The following is a 20,972-nucleotide window of genomic DNA, read 5'->3' as shown; positions in this document are numbered from 1 at the left end:
CGATCAGAAACGCTCGGGACGCAGCAGCGTCACGACGAGATAGATGCCAAGGGCAGCGGCGACGAAGAGGCCGAAGAGGGGCTCAAGCATTTGCATTGCCCTCACAGCCTGGCGAGCGCGCGGGCATACAGTGCCAGCACGACAAGCGTACTAGAGCCTAGCGCGATAAAAAGTAGGTCGGACATGTCCGGGTCTCCTGTTGATACAGGAGAAGTATTAGGTCCGCTTCGGGTAAGGCTTCGATTGGGAAGACGTGGGAGGAGAATAAAGAAAAGATAAAGATGCATCTGGACGGCAGATTATCGCCACAGCAGCGGGCAGTGTCTTGTGCCGTTGGAGCCAATGTCTCCTTATGGGGGCGATGCTATTGCCAGAAGGACCGAAATGGGGCGCGAAGCGGTCGTAGCCTCGCTCTTGAAGGGATCAGAACCGGCGACCCGTTAATTCAATCCTGCACTCGATGGGAACCGAGCATCAAACCGGATGCCAACTCATTGAAATGACGCGTCACTAGCGGAGGCTTCCGCCGTGGTTTTGGGTAGCTCATGCGGACCGCCGCAGTACAACACTCAGTATATGGATAGAAACACGAACAGGCGCCGCGCGGACCGTGGCGCCTGTTCGTCATCTGCAAGCCTATGCAATCAATGCGCTTTCATCTCACTGACGATCTGTTGTGGCGTCAGCGACGAAGGATAGTAAGTGGGCCAGTTGGTCACTTCATCCAGGAGGGCAGCCCGATCATCGCCCCAGTAGAGGTGGTAGTGGTCAGCCTTCTCCGGCGCGATCTTGTGGTCGCTGAACTGAATGAACTGCGGTGCTTCGGCATCGCCATCAGTCTTTTTGAAGATGAACCGAACGCCGCGGTTACCCTTCTTGTAAGTCAGGGTTTCCCTGCCGTCATAGGCATAGCTGCCCTTCATCGGCTCGCCGTTCTTGTAGAAGGTTACGACGTCGCCCTCGATGGTGATGCGCTCAACATCTGTCTTGTAACCGACTTCGTATTCGGCACGAATGTCTTCCACGCTTGCCGTGCCCTTTTCCGCCTTGTGCTCCCAAACCGGCTCAAGTGTTCCATCCTGAAGATAAGGGTATACTGACTGCCAGTCGCCGGCATAATCGGAGAGTGGGCGATCCTTTATCTGGCTGTCCTCGAAGTAACCCGCGTAGACTTGCGGGTCGCCGTGGCTGTGTGCGTGTTCATGGTTTTCGTGGTCGTGGTCATGGCCCGCGTGGTCATGCTCCTCGCCCTCGTGGACCTTGCCGCTGCCGCCGGCTACGGCGATGTTGTAAGGCTTGCCTTCAACCTCGACCGTACCGACCTCCTTGAGCTCATCCTTGGCGATGCGACGGACCAAGCCGGCGTTCGGATCGCTCATGACAATTTCATCGCCTGCCATTGCTATGCGCGGGCGCGGATCGTTCCAGTGACCATCCATGGAATAGGGTTCAGTCACCTTGGCACTCTTGGACAGCTTGCCATCTAGAACGTCGATCTGATGCAGGGATCCATCTTCGGTGAGGACATAGCCGAAGCGGGCATTGGCTGGGTCTAGCGCAAAATCAACGCGCCTGAACGGCAATTCAATGTACCGGAAATGCGGCTCATCGACGGGATCGACGACAACCAGACCTTTGGCGCCGTAGTTGCCGAGAAAGACCTGCATGCTTTTGGCGCCCAGCAATGTACCCGTGGTCTCACCGCTCGGCAGTTCTGCGGCGTAAGTCAGCATTTTCGTGACGGGGCCATCCTTGCCCGCAGTTACAGTCAAGATGCCTTCCTTGCATCCTGCCGCGAGGTACGCGCCCGAAAAAGCCTCGCCGTGAATGCCGGTGCAGGTGGCGATATCACCAACCGGTGTGCCATCTTCATTGACTGCGCGCAGTCCAACACGCGTGGGAGCGGCATCGCCCTCTACCGGGGCATCGGATGCTACGGTGGTGACCCAACCATTGCCAACCGGAGCCACAAAGCCGTGATGAGCCCGTGCCTGCTTCAGTTGCTTAGACTCGATCTCGTTGTGAGCAAGCTCATGCGCCTCGACGATTTCGGCATAACCGCCCTTGTCGAAGTTGATGACGATCTTGCCGTCATGATCGATGACGTGGAAGGGGCGCGGGCCGGTCAGCGCCTTGTCGACGGCTGCCGGATTTTCGATCTCGATATCGGAATGGTCGCCGTGAGAATGTAGGGAGATACCGCTGTTGATGAAGTTTACGGCGTCGTCGTCTGATTGGACCGAAACGATAGCCGCACCTTCGTTCACGCTGTAGAGCTTGTTTTGTCCCTTCGTCTCGAACGTCCAGCGGTTTTCCGGTTTGTTGAGATCGAATGCTGTGACCTTCCCTGCTTCATGATCACCGACGAACACGCGGTATAGCGTGACGTCTTCGGCGTCCTCGTCGGCAAATGCCACGGGGCCGATGAAGGCCGCCGATAGTGCAAGGGCGGAAACGCCCCGGACCAGTCGTTTCATATCCATCTCTCCTTTATGATATAACTTAACATTAACAGCGCAGCTTTCGCCGCCTGATCTTGGACGCTCAGCCTTTGTTGATGCCTGAGACGAGAGTTTCGACGTTGTAGCGCATCATGTCGATGTAAGTCGGTGCGGTACCATCGGCCGGGGATAGCGCGTCCGAATAAAGCGTTCCGCCAATCTTCAATCCGGCCTCGGAAGCGATCTGCTCGACCAGACGGCTGTCGGAGATGTTTTCCGCGAAAACGGCAGCAGCGCGTTTTTCGCGGATCTCGCGGATCAAGGAGGCAACGTCGGCTGCCGATGCCTCGGATTCGGTTGAAACGCCCTGCGGCGACAGGAAGGAAATGCCGTAATCCCGCTCGAAATAACGGAAGGCATTGTGCGCCACGACGGCCACGCGTTGATCCTGGGGGATCGTGCCGATCTGCGCCTTGATGTCGGCATCGAGTTCGGTCAGCTTTTCGATATAGGCGGTCGCATTCGTTTTATAGGCTTCGCATCCGCCGGCGTCGGCAGAGCAGAACGCTTTCTGAATGTTCTGGACGTATGTTTTGACATTGCCGACCGATTGCCATGCATGCGGATCATTCGGTGTGGCATGAAAAACCGCCTTGCCGTCAACGAAGTGGTAATGGCCACCGGTCGGGTCGTTGAGGATGTTGATGCCATCGGTGACGGTGGTAATCGGCGCATCAGCCTGGCTTGCCTCAATCAGACGCTCCATGAACCCTTCAAGCAGCAGGCCGTTGACGAGGACCACGTCGGCACGGGCCAGAGCCATGGCATCGGCGGGGCGCGGCTCGTAGACATGCGCATCGCCATCTGGGCCGACCAGTGTTCTGAGCTCGATGTGATCACCGCCAACCTGCTTGGCCAGATCACCGATGATCGAGAAGCTGGCAACAACAGACAGTTTTTTGTCTTGAGCAAAGGCTGGCGTGCCGAACGCACTAAGCGAGGCTGCGATGAGACCGGTAAGGAGGAGCGTCCGTTTCTTCATGGGTGTTTCCAACAGCAGTTTGAGATCAGGCGGTCCGGTGAATGGATCGCGGAAGTCGCGACAGAAGCAGGCCGCGCGGGCTTGCAACCACGGAGACAAAATAGATGGCACCTGCGGACAGGATGATGGCCGGGCCTGACGGCAGCGATGCGTGATAGGACAAGAGCAGGCCTGACACCGACGAGACCAGGCCGATGACGGTTGCCAGCAGGCACATCGTTGAGACACGCTGCAACCAGAACCGGGCGGCGGCCGCCGGCAGAACCATTAGACCGACCGACAGCAGGGTTCCGAGTGCCTGGAAGCCGGCCACCAGATTGATGACGACAAGGCCAAGAAAAATGAAGTGCACCGGCGAGCCAAGGCGGGAGACTGAGCGCAGGAACAGCGGATCCAAGCATTCGGCCACCAGCGCGCGCCAGAACAGCGCCAGCAGAACGAGCGTGGCGGCAGACACAAGCGCGATCAAGGTCAGCGCATCGTTGTTCAACGCCAACACGGTCCCGAACAGGACATGCATCAGATCGACGCTCGACCCGCGCAGGGACACCATCAGTACCCCAAGTGACAGCGAGATCAAATAGAAGGCGGCCATCGAGGCATCTTCCTTCTGGATGGTGAGACGCGCGACCGCCCCTGCCCCGAGAGCCACGAAGATCCCGGCGATCAGACCGCCAATCGTCATCGGCACGATCTGCAGACCGTACATGAGGAAGCCGGCAGCAGCGCCCGGCAGGATGGCATGCGCCATCGCATCCCCAGTCAGGCTCATGCGGCGCAGCATCAGAAATACGCCAGCCGGGCAGGCACTCAGCGACAGCATCAGCGCGCCGCCAGTGCCCTTTGCATGAACGCGAATTCGGTGAAGGGGAGGATCAGAACGTCGCAGAGCATGGTCATGATTTAGCCCCCGCCCGCCACGCGCTGAACGGTGACCGACGACACCGCGGCATGTTGGTGATCGTGGTGATGGTGTTGATCGTAGACATGCCCCGTCGGCTGGCACCAGGGGGCGCTCTCGTCCCAAGCCTCGTGGTAGTGCCGTGCTCGCAGAAGGTTTTCGGCGGACAGGGTCTGGTGCACGTCGCCCCACGCGACCGGCTGCCGCGCCAGCAGCAACGCTTCGGGAAAATGCTCGCGCACCAGATCAAGATCGTGAACAACGACCATCACCGTGCGGTTCTCGCCATGCCAGCTTTTGATCAGCGCCACCAGATCGGTAACCGTGCGCGCATCAACGGCATTGAACGGCTCGTCGAGAAGGATCAGATCGGCATCCTGAACAAGAACTCTGGCAAACAGCGCGCGTTGCATCTGTCCGCCTGATAATGTGTCAATCGGGCGGTTTTCAAATCCTCTGAGCCCGACTGCCATCAGCGCGTTGGTAACGGCCTGTCGATCCTCGGCCCGGTGACGCCCGAGAAGACCACGACGCGGCCAAAGGCCAAGCGACACCAGATCTATGACACGCGCGGGAAAGGAGCGGTCCAGCTCCGACTGCTGCGGCAGATAAGCAAGACGAGTGCCCGCAGCCACCGAGCAGGATCCATCCATGGGCCGCAACAGTCCAACAATGCCCTTCATCAGGGTCGACTTGCCCGATCCATTTCCACCAACGACAGCGACGAGACCGCCCTTGCGCACAGCTCCGGTCAGGTGGTGCACGGCGGGATGCCGATTATACCCGAGCGTCAAGTCGCTGAATGTCAGGCAGGCTTCTTGCATTTTTGACCCTCGGTGAACGCTCATCGCGTTCCGTGGATTTTGATAGCGACTGCTTAGGTAACGTTATTACATTCGTCAATATGAAATGTAACGGTATAACAGATCGGTTGCTTCATTGGGTCTTCAAGACGGGAAAAAATCCTCCTGCAGAAGCCGCACCGCCAATCTCCTTGACCGGCAATCTGGACTGAAAAAGATGATCGGGGGAAGCACGCCTTGGCGCCGTGCGGTGGGACTGAAGCGACATCAGCGGGTCGACGACACGTCTGTGCTGAGGGCTTGGCCGATATCTTCTTTGGTGACTTCCAATATCGCCTTGTGGATCGAAACCTGGACCGTCTGATCTCTGAACATCATCAGCACGACCGTTTCCTTCGGCGGGCATCCGGGCACGTGGCAGGCAAGTTCGTTGACGGAAACCACGGCGTCTTCTGGAAGTCTGAAGACCTCGCGTGCCCATGCCTTGATCTCACGCGTTCTGCCGAGCAGACCGCCGGAGCCGCGTGAAAGCGGGTTGATGAAGGAGCCGGTCACATCACCCTCCGATGCTTGCGCGCCGACCGTGGCGCCAGGACTTCGAACAGATCCCGGATCTGTTTGATCGGCATGTCCTGCCCAATCAATACTACTCTGCTGCTGCGATCGCCGTCCGGCCAGCGCTCCAGCCGCTGGAGCGGATGGAGCCTGTGCTGGACCGCGTGAGCAACGAGTGGACGTTCCAGATCGTCGCTGAGGGCGAAAATGCCCTTCATGCGAAGAAGACCTGAACTGATATTGGTTGTCACGATGTGGAGGAAGGTTTCCACCGCCTGTGGAGACAGGGGCACCTCATGAGTCAAGCTGATGGCCTCGACGTCATCGCCGTGCCTGTTCGGGTCGTGCGTATGATCTGGATGCTGTCGAAGGGCTTCCATCGCCAGCCATCCCTCTACGTCATCAGCCTTGCCGGAGATCGCATAGTTGCCCTGCCCGAACATCGCCGGGAGATAGAACTCCTGCCCGTGACGATCATGGTAGCGAGCCGACGGATTGAGCAGGCGAAGCTCGGTCGGCCAGTCATGGCTCCTCTCCGCCAGATCAGTCTTGGTCAGGATGACATGATCGGCGAACGCAAGCTGCTTCCACCCCTCCAGGAAACTGTCGAGCGTAGCCCGCCCGTTCAAGACATCGAAGGCGGTGACGACGCTCGCCAGGTGAAAGTGCCGCGCAACGACATGGTCCCGAAGTCCCATTGCGGGTGCGCCTCCAGGTATGATGCTGTTGATGATCGGGGCTGGATCGGCAAGTCCCGTGGTCTCGATGACAACCCGCAAGACGGGAGGCACTTCGCCCCGCAGCAACGCCTCGTGCAGGTCGAACAGAGACACGCGGATGTCGCTGGTCGCGGTGCAGCAGATGCAGCCGGTCGTCGTTTTGAAGTAGCGTTCCGAGCCGGTGTGAACCAGATTGTGATCAATGGGGACCGTCCCGAACTCGTTGATGATCACCGCAGTGCTCGCCATGCTCGGGTCAGCCAGGATCTCGTTGAGCAGAGTCGTCTTTCCCGAGCCGAGAAATCCGGTCAGCACTGTCACCGGTACTGAATCGTAGAGACGCCTCACTTCAGGCTCCTCGATAGTTTTGCGCGCATCCTTGCGCCGCTTGAAAAGACGGCCGATCATTCGCAAACCTGCGCTCCATCGTCTTGTGCGAAAGAAGCAAGCTCGAGCTCTGCCGGGCAGAGCAGCCGATCAGAGGCCACGAAAATCAATTTGCGAGGAAGAAACTCTCCCATTTTGAGATAATCCTCGCACATCACATCCTCGGGTGTTGACAGCGTCTGCTTAGGTAATGTTATTACGTTCGTCAACTAAAACGTTACGGTATAACATCTACAAGCGGCATCACCGCCGCTATGGAGCGGCCCATGTCACAGCAGCCAATTGCACCCACCCCTGTCACGGTTCTGACCGGCTATCTCGGTGCGGGAAAAATCACGCTCCTGAACCGCATCCTGACGGAGCCGCACGGGAAAAAGTTTGCTGTGATCGTCAACGAATTTGGCGAGGTGGGCATCGACAACGATCTGATCGTTGAGTCCGACGAAGACGTGTTCGAAATGAACAACGGCTGCATCTGCTGCACGGTGCGCGGCGACCTGATCCGCATTATCGAAGGGCTGATGCGCCGCCGCGATCGCTTCGACGGCATCCTCATCGAGACCACGGGGCTTGCCGATCCGGCGCCGGTGGCGCAGACGTTCTTCGTTGATGAAGACGTTCGCGCAAAGACGCGTCTCGACTCCATCATCACCGTCGTGGATGCCAAGCACCTTCTCGGCGAGATCGATCAGGCGCATGAAGCGCAAGAGCAGTTGGCGTTTGCCGACACGATTATCCTCAACAAGACCGATCTGGTGAACGATGCCGAGCTGGCGGCCGTTGAGGACCGCATCCGGCGCATCAACCCTGCAGCCAGCATCATCAGGTCCGAGCGCTGCAATGTCGAAATTGCCAGCCTGCTGGACCGCCAAGCATTCGATCTGGATCGTATCCTCGAAGTGGAGCCGGACTTCCTGGATGAGGAGCACGACCATGAGCATGACGATCACGTCACCAGCTTCTCACTCGTCGAGCGTCAGCCGATGGATCCAAAGAGGTTCCTGAACTGGTTGCAAGACACGGTGCAGGCCTTTGGACTGGATATGCTGCGAATGAAGGGCATAATCTCTTTTGACGGAGACGATGATCGTTTTGTTGTCCAGGCGGTCCATATGCTCCTAGAGGGCGATCACCAGCGCCCATGGAAGCAGAACGAAGAGCGGATCACGCGGCTTGTCTTCATTGGCCGTAACTTGCCCAGAGACATCATCAGCGACGGGTTCCAGAAATGCCGCGCTGTTCGACAGGCCGCTGAGTAGGTCCAGGATGCTTCGCCCAAGATGACGAACGCACTGAGACAGGACGGCGAGAATTCATGATGCAGTATGCAGCCCACATAGATGACCCGAAGTTGACGAAGAACCAGAGCCTGGTGCTTTCGGTGCTGCAGTCGTCCGATCAGCCGCTGAGTGCATATACCATCCTCGACCGTTTGCGCGACGATGGCCTGAAAGCGCCGCTTCAAATCTACCGAGCCCTCGATAAGCTGCTGGAGGCCGGTCGTATTCATCGACTTGAGAGCATGAATGCCTTTGTCGTCTGCTGTCATTCAAAGCACGGACAGATCCACCCGCGGATCACCGCTTTCGAGATCTGCGAGGGCTGCGGCAAGGTCAACGAGTTCCATGATTCCAGAATCGAAGATGCCTTGACTCGGCATGCGAGAGGCAGCGGCTTCAAGATCCGGGCCACCACCATCGAAGTTCACGGCCTCTGCGGCGACTGCCGCTAACGACCTATCACAAAGCGGGCCCAATGGCCTGCCTTACTAAAACGAATTGTTATGTTATATCATTTGGAGACAACAATGGATAAGCTTCTGGTCACCGTTCTGTCCGGCTTCCTTGGTGCAGGCAAGACCACACTCCTCAACCACATCCTTTCTAATCGCGAGGGAATGCGCGTCGCGCTCATCGTGAACGATATGAGCGAGGTTAATATCGACGCCGCGTTGATCAGGGACGGTGGCGCCAATCTGTCACGCACCCAGGAACAACTGGTCGAGATGACGAATGGCTGCATCTGCTGTACGCTGCGGGACGACCTTTTGAACGAGGTCCGGGCGCTCGCAGAACAGGGCCGCTTTGACTATCTGTTGATCGAGTCTACGGGGATCGCGGAGCCGCTGCCCGTTGCGGCGACCTTCGACTTTCGCGACGAGAATGGGCGAAGCCTTTCTGATGTTTCGAAGCTCGACACGATGGTTACCGTTGTCGATGCGGCAAACCTTTTGAAGGACTACAGCTCAGCCGATTTTCTTGCAGATCGGGGCGAGACGGCCGGCGACGGCGACAACAGGACGCTGGTCGATCTGCTCGTAGAACAGATCGAGTTCGCTGACGTGGTCATCCTCAACAAGATCAGCGCCGCCTCACCGGCCGAACGCGATGCTGCGCGCAAAATCATCATCAGCCTCAACCCGAGTGCCAAGCTTATCGAAGCCGATTGGGGAAAGGTGGACCTGAAGGAGGTGCTGGGCACCGGTCGTTTCGACTTTGCCAAAGCAGAGACCAAGCCGCTGTGGTTCAAGGAACTGCATGGTTTCAAGGACCATGTCCCGGAGACCGAAGAATATGGCATTCGCTCCTTCGTCTATCGCGCCAAGAAGCCGTTCGATCCGTTGAAGTTCCAAGCCTTCATCGATCGCTCCTGGCCGGGCGTCGTGCGAGCAAAGGGCTTCTTCTGGCTGGCGACGCGGCCCGATTATGTTGGCGAAATGAGTCAGGCAGGCGCGCTCGTGCGCACCCAGAAGATGGGTCGCTGGTGGACATCCGTGGCGAGAGAGCAGTGGCCGCGCGATCCGGGCTTCATTGACATGATGAAGCCCTATCTTGATCCGGTCTGGGGAGACCGTCGCCAGGAAATCGTCTTCATTGGTGCAGACCCGATGGACGAGGCGAAAATCCGTAGCGAGCTGAATGCCTGCCTGATCGACAGCCCGGTCTTCCTGCCAGAGCTATGGCGAAATCTGCCGGATCCTTTCGCTTCGTGGGAGCAGCGCGCCGCCTGACCTTGAGAGGAGCGGGCAAACGTTGACAGCCGTTGGGGACATTGTAGGTTGGGCAGGTCAAGGTTCTTCCGTCGGTGACGGAAGCTAAGAGGGAATCCGGTGCGATACCGGAGCTGTCCCGCAACTGTGAGCGGTGAGCCGTTCGCCCATTATGTCACTGGCACAAAAGCCGGGAAGACGGGCGACAGGCTTTGACCCGCGAGCCAGGAGACCTGCCTGACGAAAGAGAATTCCGTGGTCGGGGTGTGCCACAGGAATGACGACGTAGCTGCTTCCGAAGATTCGGAACCTGCTTTGCCGCCATTTTTGCTGCCTCCTCGGATGTTTGAGAGTGAGGCATTGAGCAACAAAATCCGTCCTGCCAACGGCACACGCAAGAGCGCGATCTTGCTGATTGCCAAATCGGCCTTCGCTGCCTCGCCGCACCGCGCGATGCAGCGCATGACTGATCTGGTCGCATCCTCGCAGTCGGGAACCCTTGTTCGCTTCGCCTTCACCGAGCAGGGCACGCCATCCCTCCATGAAGCCCTGAGCGCGTTGTTGGATGAGGAAGTCGACGAGATCTTTATCGTTCCGCTCGTCCTGCCTATGGAGCCGAGCTTCCACATCTGGCTGAAGAAATCGCTGACGCGATGGAAGAGCTCAGACGACCGGCCCTGGCCAGTTCTTTCCATTGCAAGGGACATCGCGTCCAGCGCGTTAATGGGGCAACTGCTGAACGATCTTCTGGCAACAGCGGATGAACTTCAGGTTCCCGCTCCTCACCCGCCTCCCCTCGAAGGCTCCTTGGTTCCTGCCCAAAAGCGTCGGGTGCTGGTCTGCGAAGGTGGAGCCTGCAACTTAGCCGGCGCAGACGCCATCTGGGGGCATCTGCGCAACCAGCAGGAACGCCTAAAGCTGCGCGTTATCGGCGATGGCACCATGACCGCCAAGTCCACCTGCCTTGGCCCCTGCAATTTGGCACCCGTTCTGCAGGTTTTTCCTGAGGGCACTTATTACGGCGGCGTCACCGAGCAAGCGGTGAACCGGATCATAACCGAACACCTGCTCGCCGGCCAGGTCGTCGAGGACTTCGCCTACCACCCAACAGGCCGCAAGCAGCGGCTTCGCAACCCATCGCTAACGAGCTGACGAGACCAGATTGCTTCAACATCCACTCGACATCGCGCAAAGAACAGTCAGATGGGGCGCTCAATCCCTTGACCCTTCCTGCACTTCGGGGATGCCACAGTGATGGATCGCGTTGCACCTACGACTGCTGCGGCAATGGCGGACCATTGGAATTCCCGTGCCTGGAGGTTCGACGGGGCGGCCTCGCACCGGCGCGATGCGGATGCATGGCGAACAGTCTTCAACGCAGCCCTGGGAGGGGCTCCGCTGGACGTCTTGGATCTTGGCTGCGGAACGGGAGCATGCGCGCTTTTAGCAGGCAGCCTTGGCCACCGGGTGACCGCAGTCGATGGATCAGCGGAGATGCTAGCTCATGCAAAAGCAGCAGCCACCGAGGCTAATCTATCCATCGAGTTCATCAACGCCACGATGGATGAGGCGGCGCTACCCACGGCTAGCGCCGAAATCGTCACGCTGCGCAACGTCCTGTGGACCCTTGAGAACCCGTCTGCGGCACTTACCCTGGCACGCAAGCTTCTGCGGCCGGGCGGGATACTTCTTGTCTCGGATGGGCTGTGGTTTCGCCACCGTGTCAATAACAGTCGCGACGTCTTTGGCGCGCATCTCCCTTTTTACAATGGCGTCCCCGAGGACGACGCCCGCGGCCTATTGGCGGGAGCCGGTTTCAGCGCGGTCGAAAGCTGGCGCGACCTGATCCCCGGCAACCTCTATGGCGCCGCCTACGACGATCCCGAAAAGCCCATAGCCTTTTTTATTCTCACCGCAATTTCTCCGGAGTAACTTCATGCACCAGAAATTCTGGTTGGCCGCATTGGTCGCCGCAGTATTCGCATCACCCGTGTCTGCCCTTGCGCAGGACGAACTGCGAGTGGTCGAGCCGTTCCAGCTTCAAAGGCTTGATACGCAGACCGGCGGCTTTCAGCTTCGCGCCAATGGCGTGACCGAGACGCTGGTGCAGACAAATCCCGAGGCTGCTGTCTTGCCCGCGCTTGCGGAGCGCTGGGAGACATCGGAAAACGGGCTGAAGTGGACCTTTTACCTGCGCCCGGATGTCACTTTCCACGACGGTACCGCGATGACTCCAGAGGCGGTCGCCGCATCCTTCAAGGCGCTTCTCCCGAGCGGCAATCTCATCAAGAATGCAAAGATCACGGATGTCGTCTCCGGCGACGGGACCGTTACCTTCACGCTTGAGCAACCGTTCGCGCCCTTTCTCGCATACCTGCTAGACCCTGCCGTTCCCGTGCTCGCCCCCTCCTCCTTCGGCCAAGGCGGCGACGTCATCGGGATCGTCTCGACTGGGCCCTACCGCACCGAAAGTGCCGAACTGCCACAAGGTCTGAACCTCGTGCGGCACGATGCCTACTGGGGCGAGGTCGCGAAGATCGAGCGCGTTCGGGTCGACGGGGTGCCAAACCCGGAGACACGGGTAAACATCGCGCTTGCTGGAGAGGGCGATCTCGTGCTCGAGATCCCGACCACGGCAGTATCCCGCATCGACCGGTCGGGTGAAACGAGTATCGTCAAGGCGCCGGTCCCGCGCGTCGTAATGATGATGCTAAACGTCAAGAAACCTCAATTCGCTGACGTGGACGTCCGCCGCGCGCTCAGCCTTGCCGTTAACCGGGAAGCAATTGCACGCACCATCATGGGCAATGCCGAGCTTGCTGCCGCTCAGTATTTCCCGCCCGCAATGAAGGGCTGGCATTTTGCCGACTTCAAGCCGCAGAACTTCAACCTGGCGGAGGCGAACCGCATCCTCGACGAGCTTGGCTGGGTGCGCGGAGCGGACGGTATCCGGGAAAAGGACGGCATCAAGTTCGCGGGCATGATGCGGACCTTCCCGCAGCGCGCTTACCTGCCCGTGATCGCAGAGGCCCTTCAGGCGCAACTGAGAGAGATCGGTTTTGACCTGAGCATTCAGGTCGGGGAATCGAGCCTGATCCCCGAGGCGCAGAATGATGGCACGCTCGAGCTCGGGCTCGGAATCCGCACAATGATCTACCAGGTCCCGGATCCGGTTGCGCGCCTCACCACCGACTTCGCCAGCGATGCGCCAAGCACAGACGCCACAGGTGCGACGGGATGGAAAAGCGAAGCAATGCGCCAAGCCGTCGCCGCCTATAATCGCACGTCTGACCCGGCAGAGCGTCTACCCCTGCAGCGCCAGATGGCCGAGATCCTGCACGACGAACTGCCGGTCATCCCAATCACCTTCACCGATGAGAAATATGCCATCTCGGAGCGGCTCGAGGGGTTTGTCGCCGACCCGGTGATGCAGACCCGTCCCTTGAACCATCTGTCGTTCAAGGAATAAGCAATGCAGCTTGCGGTTCGTCATGCAATTCCGCGCGCTGTCCTGCGGCGCGTGCTACAGGCTTTCGCGGTCGCCCTGATCCTGGCCACGATCTGCTTCGCGCTTGTCCACGCGATCCCCGGCGACATGGCGCTCAGGATCGCCGTGGGCCGGCTGGGCGTTGAAAATACCTCGCCCGACGCCGTGGAGCAGATCCGCGACGCCGAGATGTTATCGCGGCCCTTACTTGCCCAGTATGGCGACTGGTTACGAGCGGTCCTCACGGGAGACATCGGACAATCGTTCGTATCCGGTCGACCCGTGGCGGAAGAGTTACTGGGGCCGAGCGGCTATACGCTGCGGCTTGCCGCGATTGCCTGGTTACTCTCCTACGCCTTCGCCTTGCCGCTTGGCATAGCGGCAGGCCTTGCTCCCAATGGGACACTGGACCGAGCGACCGCCCTTGCCGCAGCGGGTCTTTCCTCCCTGCCTACCTTCCTGATCGGGATCGCGCTCATCTCTGTCTTTGTGCTCTCGCTCGACTGGCTACCACCTGCTGGCTATCGGCGCCCGGAGCATCTGGTTCTTCCGGCTGTGACACTGGCGCTGGGTCTGATGGCGCCATCGATGCGCATAATCCGCAACGCTGTCGTTGAGGTGCAAGACGCGACCTACATGACCTATGCACGCATCCGTGGCTTCGGCAGGATCAAGGCATTCGCCCGGCACGGGCTGCGCAATGCCAGCGTTCCCATCGTCACATTCGCGGCGCTGCAATTCGCATACCTGATGGACGGCTTCCTCATTGTCGAAACCTTGTTCAACTATCCCGGTCTTGGAGATGCGATGGTGAGCGCCTTGCTTGCCCGAGACGTCCCCGTAGTCATGGGATCCGCCCTGCTGATAGGCACCAGTTATGCAGTCATCAACCTTCTGGCTGATCTCATCTGCATGTGGCTCGACCCCCGTCTTGTGTGCGAGAGCCATGGCAGTCGCTGATCAACGGTACTTGTGGATCATTTGCACGGCAGCCTTCTTGATTGTCTCCGTAACGGTCGCCGCCTGGCATCGCGATCCCTTGCATCAGGATCTCATGGTTGCGCTCGCGCCGCCGTCTCTACGGCTTCCACTTGGAACCGATCATCTTGGGCGGGATGTCTTAGCGCGCCTTATCCATGCTCTTCCGCGCTCCATTGGAATTGCAATGGCCGCAATGGCGGCTGCGGCCATAGTCGGGACATCTGCCGGGCTGGTCGCGGCAGCCTCCAACCGTTTCGTCGATGGAGCACTGATGCGGCTGACCGATCTAGCGCTCGCCTTTCCAGGACTGCTTCTTGCGATGGTTTTGGCGGGACTGATGGGCGGCGGTACTATGCCTGTCCTAATCGGCATCGCACTGGGGCAGTGGCCGCAATTCGCGCGTATGACGCGCAGTATAGCAGCGACCGTTTTAGCCGAAGCCCATATCGAGGCTTCGCGCCTCGCAGGTCTAGCGGAGTGGCGTATCCTGCTCCGACAGGTCATGCCTCGCGTTCTCAGCCAGACGTTTGCGCTTGCGGCGCTCGGGGTCGGTGGTGCGGTGCTGACGATTTCATCGCTCGGGTTTCTCGGACTTGGACTGCAGCCGCCAACGCCCGAATGGGGTGCGATGATCACGGAACTGCTGCCCTATATGGACGTGGCTCCGGTGCAGATCGCAGCACCTTGCGCCGCTCTCTTCCTGACCGTTCTTGCTTGTATGGCGGGGGGACGGCGACTTGCGGAGGCACGATGAGCCTCCCTGTGCTTCGCATCAGCGACATGTCGATCAAGGACAAGAGCGGTACCTTGCTGGTTGATCGCGTCTGCTTTTCGGTCGAGCGCGGCGGTGCCTACGTCCTCATCGGCGAAACAGGCAGCGGCAAGAGCCTCGTCACACAGGCCGTGCTTGGTCTCCTGCCGGCAGGCCTGGTTGTCAGTGGTCAGATCGAATTCGGTGTAGAACTGGTCGATCTTGCTGATCGGACTACCTTGAGGCGACATTGGACGCACCATCTGGCGCTGGTACCCCAGGAACCGCGCTCGGCGCTTGATCCCACCATGCGCGTGTTGCCGCAGATCGCGGGGATTGCCCAGCAAGCCCGTGCAAGGGCTGCAATGTCCAGCGTCAGCCTTCATCAGACGGTTGAGCGACACTATCCCTTCATGTTGTCGGGAGGTATGGCGCAGCGTGTGTTGGTAGCCGGTGCCTTGACGACGGATGCGCGTGTCATCATAGCCGACGAGCCAACCAAAGGTCTCGACGACGAGCGGGTCGAGGAAGCTGTCATGCACCTGCGCCAGATCCAGGATCATGGCCGTGCTGTCTTTGCCATCACTCACGATCTTCGGGTTGCGCAAGGCCTGGGCGGGCAACTGGGGGTGATGCGCGAAGGCAGACTGTTGGAACAGGGGCCAGTGGACAGTGTGGTTTCCGCTCCGCGCCATGCCTATACCCGCGCCTGGCTCGAGGCAGACCCTGCTCGATGGGATGCTCGTAAATCCAACAGCTCCTTTGATCTTGTCCTTAAGGCGGCCTCTCTCTCTTACCGTATTGGTAACCGCACGCTCTTCCAGGACTTGAGCCTGAACCTTCGCCAAGGGAGCATCACAGCCGTAACGGGGCCGAGTGGCAGCGGCAAGACTATGCTTTGCAACGTCCTACTGGGTCTCGCACGGCCTTCGGCGGGGAAGGTACGCTGGCGGGACGGCACGGATCCGCACCTTGTCCGCAAACCGCCCCTTCGTTCCCGGTATCAGAAGCTGCACCAGGATCCGGCCTCTGCATTTGTGCCGGGGCGCCTGCTGCGTACCCAGTTTGCTGACCTCCGCTCTGTCCTTCCACTTGGATATATGGAGCGCGACCTGCCGCCTTTGTTCGACCGTCTGGAACTTGCCCCCAGGCTGATCGACCGGAGACCGGAAGAAGTGTCGGGGGGACAGTTACAGCGCATTGCCATCGCGCGCGTCCTGCTCTTCAAGCCCCTTCTGCTGATAGCCGATGAGCCAACATCGCGGCTCGACCCTCTGGTCCAACGAGACGTGATGGAGCTGCTACGCGAGCTCGTTGATGAGCGAGGCATGAGCCTTCTGATCACCAGCCATGACCGCCGCCTGGTGCGTGCTGTGGCGCAGGAGGTGGTTCGATTGGACTGAGACCGGATATGGAGAGACCAGGTATCGCAGCCGGAACGGACTCGACGGTGCTGCTAAAGCAGCCTTCTCCTCGACATACCCTCTCACCCGCGCAATCCGGACTTCTCGATGCTGTGCCATTTGACCGCCGACCCCGTCGTAAATGCCGTGGCATGGCCTTGCCATTGATTGAAGCTGTCCATAACCCACGCCCGGACCACATGTGACGCCCGGTGCCAAGAGGAACATTGACGTGACGACGAATAACAGCATTGCGGCAACGATGGCAGATCGACCAGCTCTCGGCATTGGCCTCAGGATCCTGTCAGGCGTTTTGTTCGCGGCTATGTCGATCTTCGTGAAGGCGTTGTCGGATCATATTCCGGTGGGCCAGATCGTCTTCTTTCGCTCAGCCTTCGCGCTGATCCCGCTGGTCATATTCCTGCGGCTGCGGTCGGAGTTTCCCAGTGGCCTTGCCACCAAACGGCCGCTCGGTCACTTGCTTCGCTCCGGCTTTGGCGCAGCGGCGATGTTTGCCTCGTTCGCCTCAATCGCACGTCTGCCGCTCGCCGAAGCGACGCTTCTAAGTTATCTCTCTCCGGTGTTTACTGCGATAGCAGGGGTCATGATCCTGTCCGAACGGGCAACGGTTTGGCGCGTCGGCGGCGTGGTTATGGGTGCCGGGGGTGTCTTCGTGCTGGTCTGGCCTGAACTAGGCCAGGGCACTGCCGATAGCGATCGGATCGTGGGCTACGGCCTTGGGCTCCTGATGGGCCTTCTCACCGCATTTGCATTGATCATGGTCCGCAGCCTCAACCGTAGCGAGAGCCCCGGCGCCATCGCGTTTTATTTTGTGGTGGTGTCGATGTTAGGCGGTGTCGCCAGCCTACCCTTTGGTTGGATCTGGGCCGACATGCAAAGCATGATCCTTCTTGTCCTGGCCGGGATCTTCGGCGGCCTCGCCCATATCGCGATGACGCTTGCGTTTCGCAATGCGGAGGCTTCGCTGCTGGCGCCATTCGAATACCTGGCTATCGTTTGGCCTGTACTCGCCGATTTGCTCATCTTCAGGGCGCCAATCAGCACCGCCTTCCTCGTGGCCTTGCCGCTAGTGCTCGCCGGAGCAGGCCTCGCCGCCATGGATGGAAGACGGAGGTCGCGCTAACCAATCTTCTAAGCTCGCGTGTTCTGACATCACCTGGCTCCCTGACCTAGATTATTCGGCAATTCGAGTTCCGCAGGCCGTTAGCAACTTGCCCTACCCTTGCGATCTAAGCGATCGGCACCTGCTGGCGGATATTGCGCTCCTCCATCAGTGCCGAGACGAACGCCCTCACCAGCCTCGCCTTCTGCATGTCCGGCCGAAACAGCAGATAGCTCTTGAAATACACAGATGGCTCAAACGGACGCAGTATCAGTCCACGTTCCGCAAAACCGTCCACCGCGAGCGGATTGACGATCCCAACACCCACCCGCTCCAGTGCCAGGGCGCAGGCGGTGATGGCAAACGGCGTCTCGATGACCAAGTTGGGCTTGGCGCCGGCCTCGTCACACAACTTGTCGAACTGCAATCTGGCTCTGTCTTCGGGAGACAGAGCCACATAGTCTACCCCATCAAAGTCGCTCGGGCAGATCACCTTCTTCTCTGCGAGACGATGTCCAGGCGGGATGGCGCAAAGCGCCGGAAAGCTCCCGAACACCTGGTGCTCGACACCTGAGAGATCCACCTCGTCTGCGGCAAGGCCAAGATCGAACTCGCCGTCAACGACGTGATTTCTAACGGAGGCCGAACTCATGATGCTCAGCGTTACAATCGCGGATGAATAGCTTTCCCTGAACCTGCGTACAGCGCGTGGGACAATGGTGGAGCCCGCGGCGGCGAGACTTGCAACCCGGATGTGTCCGGAGCCGAAGTCGCGGATGCGCGCAGCCGACGAGCGGAGCCTGTCGAGACCCCGAAAGCTCGTTTCAACGTCGCGGTAGAAGATGTCGGCCTCGGGCGTCGGAACCAGCCTGCCTTTGATGCGATCGAACAGCGGGAACCCCACAACCGCCTCGAGCTCACTGATAAGCCGACTGACAGCAGGCTGTGTGACGCCCATGAGTTCGGCAGCCCGCGATGCCGTTCCCGAAATGATGACGGCCCTGAAGGCCTCAATTTGGCGAAAGTTCAACTGACATATCCCATAACGTTTAGACATAGACCTAGACGCGAGCGTCAATTGTCCTTCTACCGCGGTCATGGCAGATTCCTCGTCGAAATCCAACGAGGACATACAATGCGCGACTGGACGCTCTGCGTTAAACGGCCTGAAGTCTCCCATGAAGGCTTTGCCAGCCTGGCCACCCCAACCTACCGGGCCTCTACCATCGTCTTCGACAGCGCCGAGGCGTATGCCAATCGCTCCAAACGGGGGCCTGATGGATATACCTACGGCCTCCACGGGACCCCGACGTCCCGTACGTTGGAAGCGTCGATCACGGCTCTGGAGAAGGGCCTTCGAACAGTCTTGGTCCCGTCTGGACAAGCCGCCATCACCGTGGTGTTCCTCTCGGTTCTCATGCCTGGCGACACGGTTTTGATCCCGGACAGCGCCTATCCGCCGGTTGCCGGCTTCTGCGAGAACTATTTAAAGCCGCGCGGCATCGCGTACCGCGTCTATGACCCGATGATCGGTTCCGGTATCGCAAACCTCATCGACGAGACCGTCAAACTTATCTGGACGGAGTCGCCCGGTTCCACGACGATGGAAGTCCAGGACATTCCAGCCATCGTTGCGGCGGCGAAATGCCGTGGAGTTTTGACCGGCTGTGACAACACCTGGGCAACGCCCCTCTATTTCAAGCCTCTAGCGTATGACATGGACTTCTCATCCATGGCTCTGACGAAGTACGTCGGCGGACACTCCGATCTCTTGATGGGGTCGATCGCGGTCAAGGACATCGCGCTGCACAAGAAGCTGAAGGACACCATGCGGATGATCGGCATGGGGGTATCGCCGGACGACTGTGCGCTCGCCCTTCGTGGCATGGAAACCATGGGCGTCCGCCTCGCCCATTCCGGTCGGGTCGCTTTGAACTTCGCTCAGAAGATTGCAGAGCGTGTGCAGCCGGGACTGGTTCTTCATCCTGCTCTTCCCGGAGCTGCCGGTCATGAGGTCTTCCAGCGTGACTTTGCGGGCGCCAGCGGCGTGTTCAGCCTGATCATTCCTCCTCACGCTGAAGCTGCCCTTCCAGACCATTTGACGGCGGGGAAAACGTTCTCGATCGGCGCCTCCTGGGGCGGCACCCACAGCCTGCTTGCTCCGATGACCATCACTCGCGTGACCAATCCAGAAGCCCACAAGGGGACGATCTTGCGGATCAATGTTGGCCTCGAAGACGAGAACGATCTCTGGGCGGACCTTGAGCCGATTATCGAAGCCATCGCAGCCACGCCGCCCATGGCGAAGACCGCCTGAACGATAACACCTACCAATCAATAACAAAGGGAACGAAGACATGAAGAACTGGAAAATCGGCCTCGCGACGCTCGCCGCCGCACTCTCCGCTACGGCTGCCTACGCCGGTCCGACCTTAGATAAGGTCAAAGAGAGAGGTCGCATTGTCTGCGGTGCCAGCCAGGGCACCGTCGGCTTCGGCTCGCCGGACGACAAGGGCTACTGGACCGGCCTCGACGTCGAAACCTGCCGCGCCGTCGCCGTCGCCATCTTCGGTGACAAGGATAAAGTCGAGTTCGTCCCCTTGAGCGGGCAGCAGCGAATTCCGGCGCTTCAGACGGGCGAGATCGACATCCTGCCGCGGACCCTCACATGGACGCTGCAGCGTGACGCGAACGGCATCAACTTCACCACGCCGACCTACTACGAGTTTACGGGCTTCATGGTCGCCAAGTCCTCCGGTGTGACCAAGGTGGAGGAGATGACGGGGGCATCGGTCTGCGTACAGACAGGCTCCACGACGGAGGTCGTCGTCAACGATGTTTCCACCAAGCTGAACCTCCAGTTGAACCCGGTCGTGTTCGACAACGTCGCCGCCACCCGTCAGGCTTTCTTCTCCGGTCGCTGCGATGCCCTGATCACCGATGCGGCAGCCCTTGCGTCCGTCCGCGCGACCCAGTCCGACAACCCCGACGACTACGTCATCTTCCCGGCCACCAAATACATGGATGCCCTGACGCCAGCCGTGCGCCACGGCGACGACAACTGGATGGACATCGTCAACTGGTCAATCCAGGCACTGTTGAACGCCGAGCTATACGGCATCACTCAGGCCAATATTGACGAGATGATGAACTCGGATGACCCGCGGGTGAAGCGCTTCCTCGGCGTCGAGCCCGGCAACGGCAAAGCGCTCGGGCTGGACGACAAGTTCGCCTACAACATCGTCAAGCAGCTCGGGAATTACGGCGAAATGTTCGACCGCAACCTTGGTGCCGGTAGCGCGCTGAAGATCGAACGCGGTCCCAACAGGCTGTTCTCTGATGGCGGCCTGATGTTCCCGATGGCCTTCCAGTAGCCTTTTGGAGCCCACC

At 59.5% G+C, this 20,972-nt stretch carries 19 protein-coding genes, 1 pseudogene and 1 riboswitch; of the genes and pseudogenes, 12 read left to right on the top strand and 8 right to left on the bottom strand.

What is annotated here, in order from left to right; translation table 11 throughout:
• Positions 1 to 3: 3 nt before the first annotated feature.
• The 7 genes and pseudogenes from kdpF to M0654_RS20055 all read right to left on the bottom strand — a co-directional run bounded on the left by kdpF (position 4) and on the right by M0654_RS20055 (position 6,869).
• On the bottom strand, positions 4 to 96 hold the full coding sequence (kdpF, locus tag M0654_RS20085; RefSeq protein WP_248684599.1) for a K(+)-transporting ATPase subunit F: 93 nt from the start codon (positions 94 to 96) through the stop codon (positions 4 to 6).
• 548 nt (positions 97 to 644) lie between these two features.
• A complete protein-coding gene (locus tag M0654_RS22900) occupies positions 645 to 1,286 on the bottom strand; it encodes a ZinT family metal-binding protein (RefSeq protein WP_390920919.1) in 642 nt (213 codons plus the stop codon).
• A 1,258-nt stretch (positions 1,287 to 2,544) separates the two neighbouring features.
• Positions 2,545 to 3,483: a zinc ABC transporter substrate-binding protein AztC gene (gene aztC, locus M0654_RS20075; protein ID WP_248684597.1), complete on the bottom strand. Its 939-nt coding sequence runs from the start codon at positions 3,481 to 3,483 to the stop codon at positions 2,545 to 2,547.
• Between the two features lie 25 nt (positions 3,484 to 3,508).
• Positions 3,509 to 4,383: pseudogene (aztB, locus tag M0654_RS20070) on the bottom strand (zinc ABC transporter permease AztB).
• A 3-nt stretch (positions 4,384 to 4,386) separates the two neighbouring features.
• The gene (aztA, locus tag M0654_RS20065) at positions 4,387 to 5,208 is read right to left on the bottom strand and encodes a zinc ABC transporter ATP-binding protein AztA (RefSeq protein ID WP_248684596.1); all 822 of its coding nucleotides are present in this window, start codon (positions 5,206 to 5,208) and stop codon (positions 4,387 to 4,389) included.
• A gap of 246 nt (positions 5,209 to 5,454) precedes the next feature.
• Positions 5,455 to 5,742: a hypothetical protein gene (locus M0654_RS20060; protein ID WP_248684595.1), complete on the bottom strand. Its 288-nt coding sequence runs from the start codon at positions 5,740 to 5,742 to the stop codon at positions 5,455 to 5,457.
• A complete protein-coding gene (locus tag M0654_RS20055; RefSeq protein WP_248684638.1) occupies positions 5,739 to 6,869 on the bottom strand; it encodes a CobW family GTP-binding protein in 1,131 nt (376 codons plus the stop codon). Before M0654_RS20055 ends, M0654_RS20060 begins: the two co-directional genes overlap by 4 nt.
• A gap of 245 nt (positions 6,870 to 7,114) precedes the next feature.
• Between M0654_RS20055 and M0654_RS20050 the strand changes: the two genes are divergently transcribed.
• From M0654_RS20050 to M0654_RS20005, 10 genes are all read left to right on the top strand, one after another.
• On the top strand, positions 7,115 to 8,107 hold the full coding sequence (locus tag M0654_RS20050) for a CobW family GTP-binding protein (RefSeq protein WP_248684594.1): 993 nt from the start codon (positions 7,115 to 7,117) through the stop codon (positions 8,105 to 8,107).
• 77 nt (positions 8,108 to 8,184) lie between these two features.
• Positions 8,185 to 8,580 carry a Fur family transcriptional regulator gene (locus M0654_RS20045; protein ID WP_313791096.1) on the top strand — a complete coding sequence of 132 codons (396 nt, stop codon included), beginning with the start codon at positions 8,185 to 8,187 and terminating at the stop codon, positions 8,578 to 8,580.
• 75 nt (positions 8,581 to 8,655) lie between these two features.
• A complete protein-coding gene (locus M0654_RS20040) occupies positions 8,656 to 9,858 on the top strand; it encodes a GTP-binding protein (RefSeq protein ID WP_248684593.1) in 1,203 nt (400 codons plus the stop codon).
• A 42-nt stretch (positions 9,859 to 9,900) separates the two neighbouring features.
• Positions 9,901 to 10,092: riboswitch (cobalamin riboswitch) on the top strand.
• 60 nt (positions 10,093 to 10,152) lie between these two features.
• The gene (locus tag M0654_RS20035; RefSeq protein WP_248684592.1) at positions 10,153 to 10,989 is read left to right on the top strand and encodes a (2Fe-2S) ferredoxin domain-containing protein; all 837 of its coding nucleotides are present in this window, start codon (positions 10,153 to 10,155) and stop codon (positions 10,987 to 10,989) included.
• Positions 10,990 to 11,091: 102 nt separating this feature from the next.
• The gene (locus M0654_RS20030; protein WP_248684591.1) at positions 11,092 to 11,769 is read left to right on the top strand and encodes a class I SAM-dependent methyltransferase; all 678 of its coding nucleotides are present in this window, start codon (positions 11,092 to 11,094) and stop codon (positions 11,767 to 11,769) included.
• 4 nt (positions 11,770 to 11,773) lie between these two features.
• Positions 11,774 to 13,306, top strand: a complete 1,533-nt coding sequence (locus tag M0654_RS20025) for an ABC transporter substrate-binding protein (protein ID WP_248684590.1) — start codon at positions 11,774 to 11,776, stop codon at positions 13,304 to 13,306.
• A gap of 3 nt (positions 13,307 to 13,309) precedes the next feature.
• Complete coding sequence (locus tag M0654_RS20020) at positions 13,310 to 14,284, top strand: ABC transporter permease (protein WP_248684589.1); 975 nt, start codon at positions 13,310 to 13,312, stop codon at positions 14,282 to 14,284.
• Positions 14,285 to 14,489: 205 nt separating this feature from the next.
• Positions 14,490 to 15,059 carry an ABC transporter permease gene (locus tag M0654_RS20015; protein WP_248684588.1) on the top strand — a complete coding sequence of 190 codons (570 nt, stop codon included), beginning with the start codon at positions 14,490 to 14,492 and terminating at the stop codon, positions 15,057 to 15,059.
• A complete protein-coding gene (locus M0654_RS20010; RefSeq protein ID WP_248684587.1) occupies positions 15,056 to 16,459 on the top strand; it encodes an ABC transporter ATP-binding protein in 1,404 nt (467 codons plus the stop codon). The genes M0654_RS20015 and M0654_RS20010 overlap by 4 nt, the downstream gene beginning before the upstream one ends.
• Positions 16,460 to 16,691: 232 nt before the next feature.
• Positions 16,692 to 17,603, top strand: coding sequence for a DMT family transporter (locus M0654_RS20005; protein WP_248684586.1), 912 nt, complete (start codon positions 16,692 to 16,694; stop codon positions 17,601 to 17,603).
• 106 nt (positions 17,604 to 17,709) lie between these two features.
• Here M0654_RS20005 and M0654_RS20000 read toward each other — a convergent pair whose 3' ends face one another.
• Positions 17,710 to 18,612 (bottom strand): LysR substrate-binding domain-containing protein, encoded by a 903-nt coding sequence (locus M0654_RS20000; RefSeq protein WP_248684585.1) that lies wholly within the window; start codon positions 18,610 to 18,612, stop codon positions 17,710 to 17,712.
• A gap of 105 nt (positions 18,613 to 18,717) precedes the next feature.
• Between M0654_RS20000 and M0654_RS19995 the strand changes: the two genes are divergently transcribed.
• Both M0654_RS19995 and M0654_RS19990 read left to right on the top strand, forming a co-directional pair.
• Positions 18,718 to 19,899, top strand: a complete 1,182-nt coding sequence (locus M0654_RS19995; protein WP_248684584.1) for a PLP-dependent transferase — start codon at positions 18,718 to 18,720, stop codon at positions 19,897 to 19,899.
• 40 nt (positions 19,900 to 19,939) lie between these two features.
• Positions 19,940 to 20,956, top strand: coding sequence for an amino acid ABC transporter substrate-binding protein (locus M0654_RS19990; protein ID WP_248684583.1), 1,017 nt, complete (start codon positions 19,940 to 19,942; stop codon positions 20,954 to 20,956).
• Positions 20,957 to 20,972 lie beyond the last annotated feature (16 nt).

The organism is Neorhizobium turbinariae (assembly GCF_023223505.1).
Taxonomy (GTDB): domain Bacteria; phylum Pseudomonadota; class Alphaproteobacteria; order Rhizobiales; family Rhizobiaceae; genus Neorhizobium; species Neorhizobium turbinariae.
This window is presented reverse-complemented; position numbering and strand designations above follow the sequence as displayed.